Here is a 14,485-nt window from a genome sequence, read left to right as displayed (position 1 = left end):
GAACCGAACGAAGGACTGATCCCCATGCGCATCTTGATCGCGGGCGCCACCGGCGCCGTCGGCCGACTGCTCGTCCCCCTGCTGCTGGACGCAGGACATCAGGTCACAGGACTCTCCCGTACGCCTGCAGGAGCCGAACGCGTGCGACGCCAGGGCGCCTCAGCCGTCCAGGCCGACGCCTTGGACAGAAACGGTCTGCTGCAGGTGATGGCGGCAACCGCACCGGATGCCGTGATCCACCAGCTCACCGCCCTGTCGGACGCGGACGGGGAAGCGACCAACCGGCTGCGCCGGGAGGGGACACGCAACCTGGTCGACGCGGCCGAGTCCGCCGGGGTGGGAAGGATCGTCGCCCAATCCATCTCCTGGGCGTACGCACCGGGAGAGGCCCCGGCCGACGAGACCGTCCCGCTCGACATCGGGGCGGCGCAGCCGCGAGGGGGAATGGTGGAGGGCATCCAGGCGCTGGAAGAAACCGCGGCCGAGCTGGAGACCTCCGTGGCGCTGCGGTACGGCATCCTGTACGGACCCGGCACCTGGTACGCGCCCGGCGGCGCCGTTGCCGCTGCCCTGGCAGGTGACTCGACCGCGCGTCTGCTCGCATACCTTGAGGCGGACCGTTCGGTCACCTCGTTCGTCCACGTGGCCGATGCCGCAAGAGCTACCGTCGCGGCCCTCGACTGGCCGTCCGGCCCTGTCAACATCGTGGACGACGAGCCGGCGCAGGGGCGCCAGTGGCTGCCCGTCCTGGCCGAAGCTCTCGGCGTACCCACTCCGGAAGCCACATCAGGACGGCAGAGCTGGGCAAGGGGAGCGTCCAACGCCCTGGCACGCTCCCGCGGATGGCAACCGGAACATGAGACGTGGCGAGACGGCTTCGCGACACAGGACGCGACCTGAGACGGGATCCGATGCGCGATTTCCGCCGGGACCGGTCGACGCGTCCCCAAAGAAGCCGCCGCCTTCGACGACGCCCTTCCCGTCACAAAGCCGCAGACGCGTCGCCTCGGTCACGGAGCTGCCCCCCGGCTTCCGTCGAACGTGGGCTGAACGCCACGACGCCGGCCCGGCTACGCGCCCCCGCCCCCGCCTCTGGACGACGCCCGGTCGGATGTTGCGGCCGAGACCACCCCGAGGGGGCGGGCCAGGCCGATCAACCCTTCGTCCAGGCGTTGCAGATGCCGCAGGACTCGGTCCGTGACACGGTCGTGCCGGGGGGTGCCGGGCGTGTCCGTCTCCAGCATGGAGGCCAGGCTCGCGCCGGTCTCCACCACGCCGTCGCTGTCGTCGTCCTCGACACGCGCGACAAGGACGTCGATGTTGTGGGCGATGCGTCGGCCTGCCCCTTTCAGGAGAGGGTCCGCGGCAACGCTCTTGCTGTTCGGAAGGAGTTCGGCCGTAGCCGCAAGAGAACGCGCGTGGTAGGCGCACGTCTCCAGCAGCGCCACGACGTAGCGAGCGGTCTGGCGGCGGGTCCGCAGCGGGGTGATCGGGTGGGTCAACGGCTGCGTGGAGGACCGCAGATCCTCCATGGCCGTATCGAGCTCCCGGGCCATGTCCAGCAGATCGCGCGCGACCCCACCGCTCAGCTGCTCCACCGCGGCATCGGTGACTGCACCGAGCCTGGTCAGCACCGTGCCGAGGAGTTCGTCGGTACGGCGATCGGTGTGCACCGGCAGGATCACGGCCGCCGCGATCACGCCACAGGCGGCGCCGAGCGCCGTCTCCTCGATGCGCAGGACGAGCACCGCGGAGCTGTAGGTGTTGAGCAGGGTGTACAGCAACCCCAGTGCCGCCGTGACGAAGAAGGACATCAGGGCGTACGACAGCGGCGCGGTGAAGAACATGGCGAAGACGAACAGCAGCACGAGTGCGAACGCCGTCCAGGTGTGGTGGCCCACCAGCCCAGCCAGGCCGACACCAGCGACGACGCCGAGAACCGTACCCAGCAGGCGCCGATAGCCCTTGACCAGGATCTCTCCGGTGGACGCCGTGTTCAGGAAGACGACCCAGCAGGTCAGCACGGCCCAGTACCAGCGCTGACTGGAGAGGAACTCCCCGCCCACGATGGCCAGCGCCGAACCCACCGACACCTGGACCGCGGCACGCGTCGTGGGACGCTCAAGTCCCTTGCGGACATCCTCGTCGGCATCGGTCTCCTCGGCCTGCGCGATGGCGATGTCCTCGGCCTCCAGTTCCTCACGCGAACGTGTCGTCGTGGGCGTGTCGTCGGACTCGTCCTGGGGCCCGTCGAGGGCCAGCCGCAGGCCCATGACACCGCGCGCCGCCTCCCCGATGCCACGGAAGACGTCCTGGACGGCAGCCGGGGCGCGCGGCAGATTCTCCTCGTCCCGATAGCCGAGCAGCCGGTTTCGCAGGTGGGCCACCGCCGCACCGCGATTGTTCGACGCCGGGCGCGCGACGAGCAGGCGCAACGCGTTGAGATCACGACGCAACGTCGCGGTGACGTCGTCCTGTGTCCGCAGCTGGTTACCGGGCGCCGGTGCCGGCGCGTGCGGCAGATGAAGCGTGAGCGTATCGGCGCGCTCGGAGCTGCGCGCGGTGAGGACGAGGACACCGAGCCGCTCGGCGGCGATCTCGGCGTCGGCGACACGACGCTGGACGAGCAAGGCGGTGGCTCTGTCGCTGGTGCCCTCCTCCAGCCGCCCCTGGATCATCATCGCGCTCTGATGGAGGCGCGCGGTGTACCGGCGTGCGTCCTCCAACGCCTTCTCGACGTGGTCCGGCCCGGCGACGAGCAACTCTATCTGGGCGGCCACCAATTGGGCGAGTCGGGCACGGAATGCCTCGCGCAGTCGCAGCAGAATACGTTCGGGCGTCTCGACGACCAGGCCGAATCGCACGACCGCGCTGCAGACGAACGCGACGACCAATGTCGCGCACAGCCCCGGCAGCGCAGACACCGTGGCCCTGACGAACAGGGACACGAAGTAGATCTGAAACCCGATGAGCCCCAGGGCGGTACCGCGGTCACCGAACCGGCGGCTGTAGACCGCCGCGAAGATCAAGGCGAGGAAAACGAGGTCGCCCGCGACGACCTCGGTGCTCAACAGCGCTCCCAGTGACATCGCCACGAGCGCCACGGGCAGGCCGAGCGCAAGGGTGATGGCCTGTCCACGCCGCTGCTTCTCCTTGATGGCGAAGGTCGCGACCATGGCGGAGATGGCACCGGCCACCATATGGCTCACATCGGCCTCGAGCAGCGCCAGGGCCGCGAGCGTGAGCGCGATGGCGCCGACCGTCCGCAGGCCGGCCATCAGCCGCAACAATCCGGGATCGGAGGCCGAGAACCGGTCCCAGATCCTCGTCCGGCTCGCCCGTGTCACTGTCCTCACCCTGCCGCTTTCCACGCTCGCCACCATGAACCGGAAGTTCCAGCATGGCACGCGTCAACCCCCGCCCTGGCCCCGCCGTCCCGCGGGAGTGATCAAGCGGTTGTGTGTACATGCCGGACGAGAAGGGCTGGAGTGAGACACTCGGCCCGGTCGTCCTGATCACCGCGGCTCGCCAGGTCCTGGTGGACGGATTCCGCACCTCCGGCCCGGGCTTCTTCCCGTGAGTCGAACCGCATGGACGCGCCGTCGAGCAGCACCTCCGCCTTCGTCCTGACGTCGTTGTCGTCGATCAGCTCGGCGATCTCTCCCTCGTGGACGGCGAAGTCCGCTCTTCGTACTGCTTCGACGTGGCCGGATCTCTTGACGATGTCTCGTGCCTCCAGCAGTGGATCGCGCGCAACGGCACCTCCCTCTGTTCACCCTCATCGGGCTCTCGCAAGGTCCATCGAGTCGTGAGTCGTCGCAGCACAGGAATTCCTGGCGCAGCCGAAGACGCAGGATCTGGCCGAACACCCCTGCGGACGGGACGCTCACCAGCCGCAGCAGCTCCACTACAACATCACCATCACGGGCGCACTGAGATCCGTCCTCCCGCTGGTCCTCGCATTCCTGATCCTGCAGCGCTACTGGCGCTCGGGACTGAGCGCCGGCAGCGGAAAGCTCTGCCCCTCTCACCCCGCCTTCGCAGGCACGCCCGTGACCGACCGGCCCGTGCTGCGCGGCGACGCAGGCGACCATCTCCTGAATCCCGCAGGCCGCGCAGACTCCGGCGCCGACGTGCCGACCGTAGTCGCTTCCGCCGCATGCCCGGTCAGGTACGTCGTGCTGCCCATACGGTGCGCTCGGTACGCACCGTCAGGTCGTCGCGGCGCAGAATGCTGCGAGGGCTGTCGGTGTCGAGCAACTGGTCGAGAGCGGTCAGGTCTTCGACCGTCAGCGCCTCGGCGACGCTGCCGCGCATGCGGCGCAGGCCGCCGAGTGCATAGCGGCCGACCGCCTCGGTGTGGGGCGGGCCGAGGTTCACGGTGATGGTGCGTTCGCCCTCGACGGTGAAGCCGGCGGCGGTCAGCATGGGCCCCCAGTCGGCGCCGCGGTGCGGCATGTGTTCGGCATGGTGACGGTCGAGTGCGGCATGGCAGCGTTCCTCGAGGCCGGGCCGGTCTTCCGGGGCGTCCTCGGGCAGGAATCGCGGGAAGCCTGCCAGTTCGACGACGGCGAACAACCCGCCTGGCGCCAGTGTGTCGTGAACCTGGCGCAAGGTGCGGTCGGGGTCGGCCATGTGGTGCATGGAGGCTGATGCCCACACGAGATCGGGCGTGCCGAGATCGGGCCAGGCAGCGTCGAGGTCGGCCAGAACGGTATGGACCCGGCCGGCCAGGCCTTCCGACTTGGCCTTCTCGAGCAGGCGGTGATGGTGGCTGGTCGAGGTGTCGACGGCGGTCACCTCGGCATCAGGGAAGCGCTTGAGCAGTGCGAAGGTGCCGGCTCCGGTCCCGCTGCCCAGGTCCACGATGTAACGGGGGGCGGCTTCGACGGGCAGCCATGCGGTGATGGAGGCGATGTGCTCCGCGAGCACTTCCGCATCGAGGTCGAGGATCTCCGCCAGGTCGTCGGCGTCCTGCTGCTGTCCGTGCTGGTGCACCGAGTGCGCGCCGTGGTCGTGCGCCGCATGCGGGGATGTGTGCGTCATGGCACCCACGCTAAGAGGATCAGAGGTGTGCGGCACGGTTGCTTTCCGAATGCGCAAGACGATGGCTGCTCGGACTGCCGAATACGCAAGCGGCTCTCGACCTGCGGCGGGGAAAGGCGGCTTCGCGGCGCTCCCGTCACTGCGGCGAACGGCCGGTGTCCCCTGCGCTCACGCCGGTTTGGTGCCCGCGGCGGGCGTCCCGGTCGAAGATGCCCAGGATCTCGCACGGGCCGCCTTCTGCTCCGACGGCATGCGGAAGCATGGTGGGAAACTCCGCGGACTGATTGGTCTCCACGCGAAAGCGGCGGTTGCCCAGCAGCAGGATTGCGGTGCCGGAGAGGACGACGAGCCATTCGTGGCCTGGATGGGCACGCATACGTGAAGGGCTGTCGGGCGGCGGATCCGTCATCCGCTGACGCACGACCGTCATGCCCGGGTCCGCCCGGACGGGCCACCGCATGAGCTGGCGGGCCCCGTCGATCATGGGGCTGGAGATGACATCGTCTGTGGCCGTCTCGACGAGCTGATCGAGCGAGGTGTCCAGGGCTCGGGCGAGGGTGACGAGCTGGTCCAGAGCAAGGCGGCGCTGACCGGTCTCGATCCGGCTGAGCGTGGAGGGACTCAGCCGGGCTCGGGCGGCCAAGTCGTCGAGCGACCAGCCCTGCGCCACCCGCAGCGCCCGGATCCGTTGGCGTACCAGGCTGTCGAGCTCACCATCACCTTGCGTCATGAGCAAGACTATATGCTCCATACGCAAAGCGTGCGGTGTGAACGCATGAGGGCCCGCGGCCTGCGGGTGTCGAACCCGGCAGCGTCACCCGGTTCGAGGATGAGAACGCGCTCGCCGAGTACCCAGCGAAGCGTTCCGCTGCGGACGTGGATCCGGCGGTCCACTCCGGCGGACGCCGACGCAGTCCGTAGAGACGCTCGCGATCATGTGGAGGTCCGCATGCACCTCGACATGAGACAGGAATCCGGGAGGCCGCCGCCTGTCTCCCCGGCGCACCGGCTCCGGGGAGATGAGGGACTCGTCAACAACATGGCCGTCCAGCACCGCACACAGCATCTGCCGAGATGCCCGAGTTCTGCGGTGGACGGAGATTCTCGCCGGGTACGGACCATGACGTGCCCGGCGGCTCAAACCTGTGACGGCAGACATCCGCGGCCGACAGGCGACCACGGAAGCCCAACAGCATACTGAACCAAGTGAGCATGAATAGCGGACTCGATCGCCAACGTGTCCGGGGTATGCCGTGAGAGAACCGGGGATCGACTACCACGCCATCTTCGAGGCGTCACCCAGCGCAATGCTGGTGCTCAATTCCGTGCTCGTCATTCTGGACGCGAACAGGTCTTATCAGAATCTGGTTGCTCGCAACCGCGACGAGCTCATAGGCCAGTACGTGTTCGATGCCTTCCCACAGGACGACGAATCCGAGATGGAGGACCTGAAGGCGTCACTGCGCCGGGTTCTGGAGAGCCACGACCAGGACGTGGCGGGCCCTATCCGCCACGACTTGGAGGAGCCGGACCGGCCGGGAGTGTTCGCAGAGCGCTACTGGAGCCCGATCAATGCCCCTGTCCTGGACTCCGACGGTCAGGTCGCGCTGATCGTGCACCGCCTCGAGGAAATCACCGACCTCGTCCGCGCCGGCGGCCCGGACGCCGATCATCAGAGTCGCCAGATGAAACTCGAGCTGTACGCCCGCTCCCGCGAATTGCAGCAGGTCAACGAGCGACTGCGCCAGACCAACGCCCGCGAACGACAAATCGCCCTCGCGCTCCAGGACTCGATGCTGCCCGCCCCCCAAGCCCTCGCCCACCACCAGGCAGCGGTCCGCTACCGCCCCGCTGTCCACGCCCTCAACGTCTGCGGAGACTGGTACGACGTGACCCAGCTCCCCAACGGCAAGTACGCCGTGGCCGTCGGCGACGTCGTCGGGCACGGCCTGGCCGCGGCGGGCGTCATGGGCCAGTTGCGCAGCGCCCTCAGCGCCGCCATCCGCGTAGTGGGCGGCCCCGCATCGGCCCTCGACGGACTCGACATGTATGCCCGTTCCGTTGACGGTGCCCTGTCCACCACCGCGGTGCAGACCATCATCGCCTGGGCCGACCACCGCATCACCTACAGCAGCGCCGGCCACCCGCCTCCGGCCCTGGCCGACCCCGACGGCACCGTGCGCTTCCTCGACCAGGCGACCGACCCGCCGTTGGGGGCCAGCATGGAACACACCCCCAGGCCCCAGGCCTCCACCACCTACGCCGACGGCGCCACGCTCGTCCTGTACACCGACGGGCTGATCGAGCGCCGCGGAGAGGACATCGACCAAGGACTGCAGCGCCTCGCCGACCATCTGGCTCGCCATGGCAACGGCGAGGTCGAAGCACTGGCAGATGCACTCATCGACCTCAGCTCCGCCACCGATGACACGGCCGTGGTCGTCGTCCGCCTGTGACCTGGCCGCCACCCATCGGCCGGGAGGAGCGAGCAACGCCGTCCCCACACGGGGATGTTCGGCACGCATTGGGCACGGCATGCGGAAGCGACCGGAACGCTGTCACCGCAGCGGCTCGCTCGGCTCCAGACAGCTCGAGGCAGAGGCCGACGCCCCCTCGTCGCCGAGATCAATGCGACCTGGCCTGTGAACACCCACCGATCCCACCTGGCTCCACCGCGCTGAACGACCACCCGACCTGACCCGTTCGATGTCGGCGGCCGGATACGACGTCCGTTTGCTCACCGTGAGCAGCCGGCGGTGGAACCCGTCCAGCACAACGGCAGCCCGGGCGTGCCGGTCGATGATCGCCGCGATCGCGGGCGGGATCCTCTCGGACCTTTCACCTGCGATCCAGTTGCGCAGAAACACCTCGTGCTCCACCTCGCCGCGCAGGCCGTCGGGCAGATGGTGGCGCAGCAGGTGGTTCGCGACGTAGCAACTGTCATACGCGAGATGGGCGGTGAGGAACTCGAATTCCTCCTGAGAGAGTTCGAACCCGGAGCTCAGAGCGAGACCGAAGTCCGCGAAGTAGATCGACCGGCCGTCGGTCAGGACGTTGTCGAAGTGGGCATCGAAGTGGACGAGTCCGCGGGAGCTCATGAAGGCGGCTCCGCGCGTCAGCGCTTCTTCAGCCCACGCGTGCGTCAGGCCGTCTTCGCCATCCGGAGCGGCCTTCCGTTGCTCGCCCAGCCACGCGGCAAGTGTGTGCGGGACGTGTTCCAGGAGGAGCACAAGACTGTAGGAGGACCGGCCGAGGGCCTCCAGCCGCTCCCGCACGGCTGACGAGCCCTCCCAGTGCGCGACCGCCCCGTCGATGCTCCCGAATGCGTCGGCGAATCCCCGGGGAGGAGAGTCCGGCAGGACTCGCCAGTGGTACATCAGCGGAAAGCCCTCGTACTCGTTCCCGAGGACCCAGTTGGTGGTCATCGTGTGCACGGCCAGCTCGCGCCAGGCCCCGAAGCCGGCTGAGCCCACCCCGTACTGATAGAACATCGGCAGGCCGAAGTGGTTCGCCGTCGACCGTAGGTTCTCCGGCCACATCTCGATGTCCGTCAGAGGGACTCGCTTGACGAAGACTCGGGTCCCGCCGACCTCGAGCTCCGCCGACCTGCCCCCGATACCGGACCCGAGCGGGGTGGCGGCGGCCACGACTTCGCCGAGTCGATGGTCGCTGAGCAGCGACAGGTGCGTGGAAACAGATCCGTACGTGGCCAGGCGTGCCACATACTGCGGATCCGGGTGGTCCATCAACGACTCCTCAATGCCCGAACCATCAACGTCTTCGATCGTGCGAATGTAATCGACCCTGACTCCGGCAGCCGACCGGCAGCGTGAGCACCGATGTCTCACGGCCCGACAGGCCAAGAGTTCTCCACGCGCAGAACTCCGACGGTTCCCATCTGCGGCGGCGGATACCCGAGTGTGCGAATCGACCTGAACGGGGGCCGCCGCACGCGACGGCCCCCGTTGCTGTTGCCCGGCGTGTCCGGGGAAGCCGGCCCCCGGACGGACGACGGGACCGCGCGCCGCTACCCGGCGTAGGTCTCGTACTCGGCGATCTTCGGTGTGCCCGTCGAGCTGACGATCTCGAAAGTGATCTTGCTCAGCGAGGTCCGGGGAACCGCGATGACACCCGCACCACTGCCGGACGTCAGGACTGCGCCGGTGTCACCGTTGACCACCCTCCACGATCCGATGCTGCCCTCGGAGCCTGACCCCTCCCGGATGTTGATCCTGGATACGGCAGTGGAGGAAGCCCACTTGATCGAGATGGAACCGGTCGAGCCGGCCGGCGACCAGTACGTGCTCATGTCACCGTCGCGCACGTTGCCGAAGCTCGTCCCTCCGGCCTTGCCGGAGCCGTCGGAGCCGGCGCCGATGCTGAGGTTGGTCCCGCCGGGCTGGGTCGGGTCCGGTGTGGGAGTGGTGGGGTCGGGCGTGGGGGTGGTCGGTGTCGGGGTCGGGGTCTGCGGCGAGCAGTTGCCGTTCGACACCTGCAGCCCCTTGTTGGCGCCTGCCGTCTGCGTCACGATGTCCGGCACACAACTGGCCGCATCGAGGTTGTAGGAGTAAGGGATGCTGACAGTGGTGTTGGACTGGGGGTTGGGGCCGGCGGGGTTGTTCTCGCTGCCGGGGCTGGACCAGGTCACGTTGTCGAAGGTGTTCCCGCTGACCTGCCAGTAGCCGGCCGCGTCGGTGTAGAAGGTGCCCAGGACGTCCTTGGAGTCCTTGAAGTAGTTGTTGTCCACCTTGGCGCGGGCGCCGGCTCGGGAGTTGATGCCGGATTCGTTGAGCTTCACGTAGTAGTTGTTGTAGATGTGCGCTATACCGCCGCGCAGCAAGGGGGTGCGGGAGTCGATGTTCTCGTACAGGTTGTGGTGGTACGTGATGAAGCCGTTCGAGAGTTCGGTCTCGCTGGATCCGACGAGGCCCCCGCGGCCGGAGTTGCGCAGGATGCTGTAGGACAGGGTCACGTACTGGGTGTTGTCCTTCATGTCGAAGAGGCCGTCGAACCCTTCGGACTCCCCACCCGACGCCTCGAGCGTGGTGTGGTCGACCCAGACGTTGCGGACGTCGCTCTCCATGCCGATGGCGTCACCACCGTTGGACGTGGGTGAGCCCGATTTCTTGACGTTCCGGACGGTCACGTTCTGAATGATGATGTTGCTGGACTCGCGGATGTGGATGCCCAGCTGATCGAAGACCGCTCCGCTGCCGACGCCGACGATCGTGACATTGCTGATCTGCTTGAGTTCGATCACGCCGGCGGCGGTGTTGCAACTGTCGCCCGACACCTTGGCAGTGTTGCCGTGGTTGATGGTCCCCTCGACCTCGATGGTGATCGGGGTACTGCTGCTGGCCCGGCTGCACAGGGCCGCATGGATCGCGGTCCCCGTGGTGGCCCGCACCGTCTGGCCACCCGTACCGCCGGTGGTCCCACCGTTCTGGGTCGCGTAGCCGGTGGCGCTACCGGTTGCCGCCGACGCCTCGGGCATCGACATGACCAGACCGGTCGCGGCCGCAAGGGCCATCGTGGCCAGCGCCGCATTGAGTCGTAGTGCGACTGGTCGTCTCATCCTCGCCTCACCTTTCGTTGTCGAATGCTGGGTGTTGCTGCTACGTACCGTGCTCATTTCGGCGGGCCGTCGAGGCTGCCGACCTGTTGCCTGGCAGGTCGCCGGTCGGCCCAGATGCATGCGTGAAGGCCGTTCCCGATTCACAAGAATTCTTGTATGAGAATCGGGTTCGTGTATGTGAACAGCGGTGACGGTACGTCACCCGCTTTGGCTCGTCAAGAAGTTGAGACGAAGGATCAGCCGGCCGGTTGCTCCGGGGCGCCGGTGGAGTCCCTGACGACCAGCGATGTCGCCAGCATGGTCCGGGCCGTTGCCGGTTCACCGGAGGTCTCCAGAGCCTGGATCAACAGATCGACCGCCGTGCGCCCCGCCGCCGCGGTGGGCATGGCGACGGTGGTGAGTCGGGGGCGGTTCAGCCTGCCGGCGACGGTGTCGTCCACGCCGATCACACTGATGTCCCGCGGCACACGTACGTTCTGGCCGTCGAGCCCTTCGATGAGCCCGATGGCGACCAGGTCGTTGTAGGCGATCACCCCGGTGGCGCCCGTCCCCAGGACGGCGGGCGTTGCCGCGATGCCGCCGTGTTCGGTCGGCGGATTGGGGCCGAGGACGTCCAGCCTGACCCCCTGGTCGGCGGCGGCCTTTCCGGCCGCCCGTCGCATCTGCGCACTGGTCCACGAACCACGGGGACCGCAGACCAGGGCCAGGTGACGGTGGCCCAGCCCGGCGAGGTGATCCACCGCGAGGGCCGCACCGTTCGCCACGTCCATGAGTACGGCCGAGAGCCCCGCCACGGAACGGTTGACCAGCACGAAAGGCAGCTCGCCGCCCAGCCGGCCGATGACGTCGTTGGCCAGCCGGGGGCTGACCAGGATCACACCGTCCACCTGGCGGGCCAGGGTCTGGATCAGTTCCTCCTCGACGGCCGCGTCCTCGTCGGTGTCGGCGACGAAGACCTGGTAGCCGCGGACCCGCGCGTAGGCCTGAGCAGCCTTGATGAGCGGCGGGAAGAAGGGGTTGGCGATATCGGAGACGATCAGTCCCAGATTCCGTGTGCGGCCCGTGGTCAGAGCGCGTGCGGTCTCGTTGGGCTGGTAGCCCAGTTCCGCGGCGATGGCGAGCACCCGTTCGCGGGTTTCCCGCTTCACCAGATGGGGGGCGGAAAAGGCCCGGGAGACGGTCGAGACATGAACCTCGGCGGCCTGGGCTACGTCACGGATGGTCATGACCACGGTTGCTTCCCTTGCCCGCCGTAAGCACGGTCGGCCGACCTCTGCCCGAAACCGGCCAACTCTTCGTCAGGTGCACACACTAGCCCGCACCGACAGCACCGCCTTTCATCGTGCAACCGGTTGCAAACATGGTCGGCGAAGAGGTGGTGGAGGTGATCGGTTCGACTCCGCATCTGCTTCCACGAACGCTTTGGCGGCGGCCGTGTCCTGTGGCTTGTAACACCGGAAGTCCTCTCGACTGGGGGGTCGATGGGGCGTACGAAGCGTGGGGACACCTCGCCCCTCCGGCATGCGACCCACAGATACTGGGATGCAACCGGTTGCATTCCGAGCTGGCATCAGAGTGGCGGCGAGTCCTGAGCATGTCAATGCTGCGGTCAAATCCCGTGCTGCGTAACGTCCTTGTTCCATCAGCGCGATATCAGCCTCGAAGGAAGCCGGCGCTTGCGGGCCGACGACCACGTCGTCAACCCGCTCGCCGTGCGCCGGGTGGGTCCGCCGGCCCACCGGCCGAGGAGACCGGCCGGTGTCGCGGAGCGGAGCTGCGGCGTTGCCGGCAGCCTCTGGCCTGTGGCCCAGGTGCCATGCAGGTGACTGTGTCGCCGGCACCCAACTCGAGTATGTGGTGCCCATCATGTGGTGCCGGTCAGATGCTCGCTGCACCGACCTGACCCCCGGATCAGCGGGGCGACCGATCGACATTCGCGACACCCTCATCGCTCGTATCGCCGAAGCCGAGCGCCAAGGCCGGCTCGGCGAGTTCGAAGGATTACAGGTCGGTCTCGCAGGCGCACGGAATGGGCTCGCCCAGAGCGACCGGCATGCCTACCAACGGACAACTGCCGGGCTCTGCAGGCCTGTGACCTGAAGCGGAGATCAGCGAGCACCGGTTCGGACCAGGAAGAACCGGACCATGGGATGAGCGCGTGTGCCGATCGAGCGTCTTCAGGCGTTCTGGGCTTTGCGGGCGAGCAGGTGAATCTCCTGGAACTGCCGTCGGTCGGTGGGCAGAGGCTCGCGAACCATCCGAGCCACCTCGGCCAATCCGGACTTGCGCAGCATCTCGGCAAGGTGATCAGGCGACCACCGATAGGCCGTCGCGACTGCGTGATCGAAGGCCTGCGTCGGGCGAGACGGATCATCGCTGGCCGAAAAGCCGACCAGAAGGTGGCCACCCGGTGCCAGCACACGGTGGAACTCCGCCAAGACGACGGGGAGTTCTTGCGGCGGAGTGTGGATGATGGACCAGCGTGAGAGTACGCCGTCCAGCAGGCCGTCGGCGATGTTCAACGCCGCCATCGAGCCCGTGTCGAACCGCAGGCCCGGATAGGCATTTCGAGCCAACTTGATCATCGCGGCAGAGGCATCAACGCCGAACACGGGAAGACCCAACTTGTCCAGATGGGCAGTGATATGGCCGGGCCCGCACCCCAGATCCGCGACCTGACCGTCCCCACTGGCGCTTACGACCTCGGCGAAGGCACTCAAGATCGCGCGGTCAAAAGGCCTGTCACGCAGCTCGTCGCGGAACAACTGCGCGTAAGTAGGGGCAACGGCATCGTAGGCGTCGCGAGAGACACTGAGGGCATCGTGTTCGACCATGCTCGCGACAGTAATTCCCGGCGCGGAGGTGAGCCGAGAAAATCGCGAACATCCCTCCCGCCTGTTCGTCCGGGCCGCCACTGATTCAGAGAAGTGATCAGGCCGAAGCTTGCCGGGATGCGGAAGCCGACCCTGTCACAGACTCTCGTGCGACCTGGGTGTATTCCTGCCTCTGGTTGATGGCGGCCAGGGCCGAGAGGGTAGGCGATGACAACAGCCCGGGCGAGGGCTGGGTCGCCCGGGACGTCGACGACCTGCTTCTCTCTTCGGCAGCCGGCCGCCGCAAGGTCAGCAACGTGGAGCGCGACGCGCGGGTGAGCCTGACGATCCACGACCGGGTCAACCCGCTGCGATGCCGGGAGGCGCACGGTACCGCGACGGTGACCGAAGATCGGGGCCGGATGCCGGCCGTCGCACTGGCCGAGCGGTACGAGGGGCCCGGCGCGGGTGAGACGTACCCGGAACCGCCACCCGAGGTGGTGCGGGTGGTCGTCAGGATCACCCCACAGCGGCAGGTCGGCGCCATCACCGACTGACTGATCGTTACAGAGCGAGTCGGGCCCGCGATGTCGTGCCTTGCGTTGTTGATCGCGAGGCCGTGTGGGTGGTTGCTGCTCTTGTTCCGGACGACCTCCGGGAGCGCGTGGCTCCGTTGCTGCCGCCCGTTGCCGAGCGCCGGCCTCACCGCCCCGGACGTCTGCGTGCTCCGGATCGGGCGGCGCTCCCCAGCACCGGTCCGCTCATGATGTCCGACGCTCTCGACCACCTTCGCACCAGGCAGAGCCGAGCGGTCGCGGGCAGGTGGGCGGCCGTATGCCCTCGACGGTGTTGTCGTGCCGTGCACGTTCGGCGGCCGGTACGGTCAGGTGGCTGGTGAGGGATTCGGACTTCACCAGACCGGGGTCTCCGGTGGCGACGACGGCGATGAAGGCGTCCATCAATCCCGCGTCGCCGCCCCCGTGGCCGCCGGCCGCATCCATCGTCCCCTCCGTGCCGAGGTCGGTCACGGGGGCACCAGGCCGGTCCCCCG

Annotated in this window: 11 protein-coding genes and 1 pseudogene; 4 read left to right on the top strand and 8 right to left on the bottom strand. The window is 67.8% G+C overall.

Going from position 1 to position 14,485, the window contains the following annotated elements:
• Nucleotides 1–24 precede the first annotated feature (24 nt).
• Nucleotides 25–900 (top strand): NAD(P)-dependent oxidoreductase, encoded by an 876-nt coding sequence (locus OG963_RS41150; RefSeq protein ID WP_319740346.1) that lies wholly within the window; start codon nucleotides 25–27, stop codon nucleotides 898–900.
• Between the two features lie 170 nt (nucleotides 901–1,070).
• Here OG963_RS41150 and OG963_RS41145 read toward each other — a convergent pair whose 3' ends face one another.
• The 3 genes from OG963_RS41145 to OG963_RS41135 form a co-directional block, all read right to left on the bottom strand.
• A complete protein-coding gene (locus OG963_RS41145; RefSeq protein ID WP_371800084.1) occupies nucleotides 1,071–3,383 on the bottom strand; it encodes an FUSC family protein in 2,313 nt (770 codons plus the stop codon).
• A 784-nt stretch (nucleotides 3,384–4,167) separates the two neighbouring features.
• Entirely contained in the window at nucleotides 4,168–5,046 is an 879-nt protein-coding gene (locus OG963_RS41140; protein WP_371800083.1) for a trans-aconitate 2-methyltransferase, read from the bottom strand.
• 136 nt (nucleotides 5,047–5,182) lie between these two features.
• Nucleotides 5,183–5,776: an XRE family transcriptional regulator gene (locus tag OG963_RS41135; RefSeq protein ID WP_319740343.1), complete on the bottom strand. Its 594-nt coding sequence runs from the start codon at nucleotides 5,774–5,776 to the stop codon at nucleotides 5,183–5,185.
• Between the two features lie 523 nt (nucleotides 5,777–6,299).
• Between OG963_RS41135 and OG963_RS41130 the strand changes: the two genes are divergently transcribed.
• Nucleotides 6,300–7,502 carry a PP2C family protein-serine/threonine phosphatase gene (locus OG963_RS41130; RefSeq protein WP_371800082.1) on the top strand — a complete coding sequence of 401 codons (1,203 nt, stop codon included), beginning with the start codon at nucleotides 6,300–6,302 and terminating at the stop codon, nucleotides 7,500–7,502.
• Nucleotides 7,503–7,604: 102 nt separating this feature from the next.
• Here OG963_RS41130 and OG963_RS41125 read toward each other — a convergent pair whose 3' ends face one another.
• From OG963_RS41125 to OG963_RS41110, 4 genes are all read right to left on the bottom strand, one after another.
• Nucleotides 7,605–8,792, bottom strand: coding sequence for a protein kinase family protein (locus tag OG963_RS41125; protein WP_371800081.1), 1,188 nt, complete (start codon nucleotides 8,790–8,792; stop codon nucleotides 7,605–7,607).
• Between the two features lie 281 nt (nucleotides 8,793–9,073).
• Nucleotides 9,074–10,621 carry a polysaccharide lyase family 1 protein gene (locus tag OG963_RS41120; protein WP_371800080.1) on the bottom strand — a complete coding sequence of 516 codons (1,548 nt, stop codon included), beginning with the start codon at nucleotides 10,619–10,621 and terminating at the stop codon, nucleotides 9,074–9,076.
• Nucleotides 10,622–10,857: 236 nt separating this feature from the next.
• Nucleotides 10,858–11,847, bottom strand: a complete 990-nt coding sequence (locus OG963_RS41115; protein ID WP_362273833.1) for a LacI family DNA-binding transcriptional regulator — start codon at nucleotides 11,845–11,847, stop codon at nucleotides 10,858–10,860.
• A 951-nt stretch (nucleotides 11,848–12,798) separates the two neighbouring features.
• Nucleotides 12,799–13,455: a class I SAM-dependent methyltransferase gene (locus tag OG963_RS41110; protein ID WP_319740339.1), complete on the bottom strand. Its 657-nt coding sequence runs from the start codon at nucleotides 13,453–13,455 to the stop codon at nucleotides 12,799–12,801.
• A gap of 179 nt (nucleotides 13,456–13,634) precedes the next feature.
• On the opposite strand from OG963_RS41110, the gene OG963_RS41105 reads away from it, so the two are divergent.
• The gene (locus tag OG963_RS41105) at nucleotides 13,635–13,991 is read left to right on the top strand and encodes a pyridoxamine 5'-phosphate oxidase family protein (protein WP_319740338.1); all 357 of its coding nucleotides are present in this window, start codon (nucleotides 13,635–13,637) and stop codon (nucleotides 13,989–13,991) included.
• A gap of 35 nt (nucleotides 13,992–14,026) precedes the next feature.
• Nucleotides 14,027–14,179 (top strand): annotated as a pseudogene (locus OG963_RS41100) (IS5/IS1182 family transposase); the annotation flags it as partial.
• A 16-nt stretch (nucleotides 14,180–14,195) separates the two neighbouring features.
• Here the strand turns inward: OG963_RS41100 and OG963_RS41095 are convergent.
• A complete protein-coding gene (locus tag OG963_RS41095) occupies nucleotides 14,196–14,462 on the bottom strand; it encodes a hypothetical protein (protein ID WP_319740357.1) in 267 nt (88 codons plus the stop codon).
• Nucleotides 14,463–14,485: the final 23 nt, after the last annotated feature.

The sequence above is a fragment of the Streptomyces sp. NBC_01707 genome, from assembly GCF_041438805.1.
Taxonomy (GTDB): Bacteria; Actinomycetota; Actinomycetes; order Streptomycetales; family Streptomycetaceae; genus Streptomyces.
This window is presented reverse-complemented; position numbering and strand designations above follow the sequence as displayed.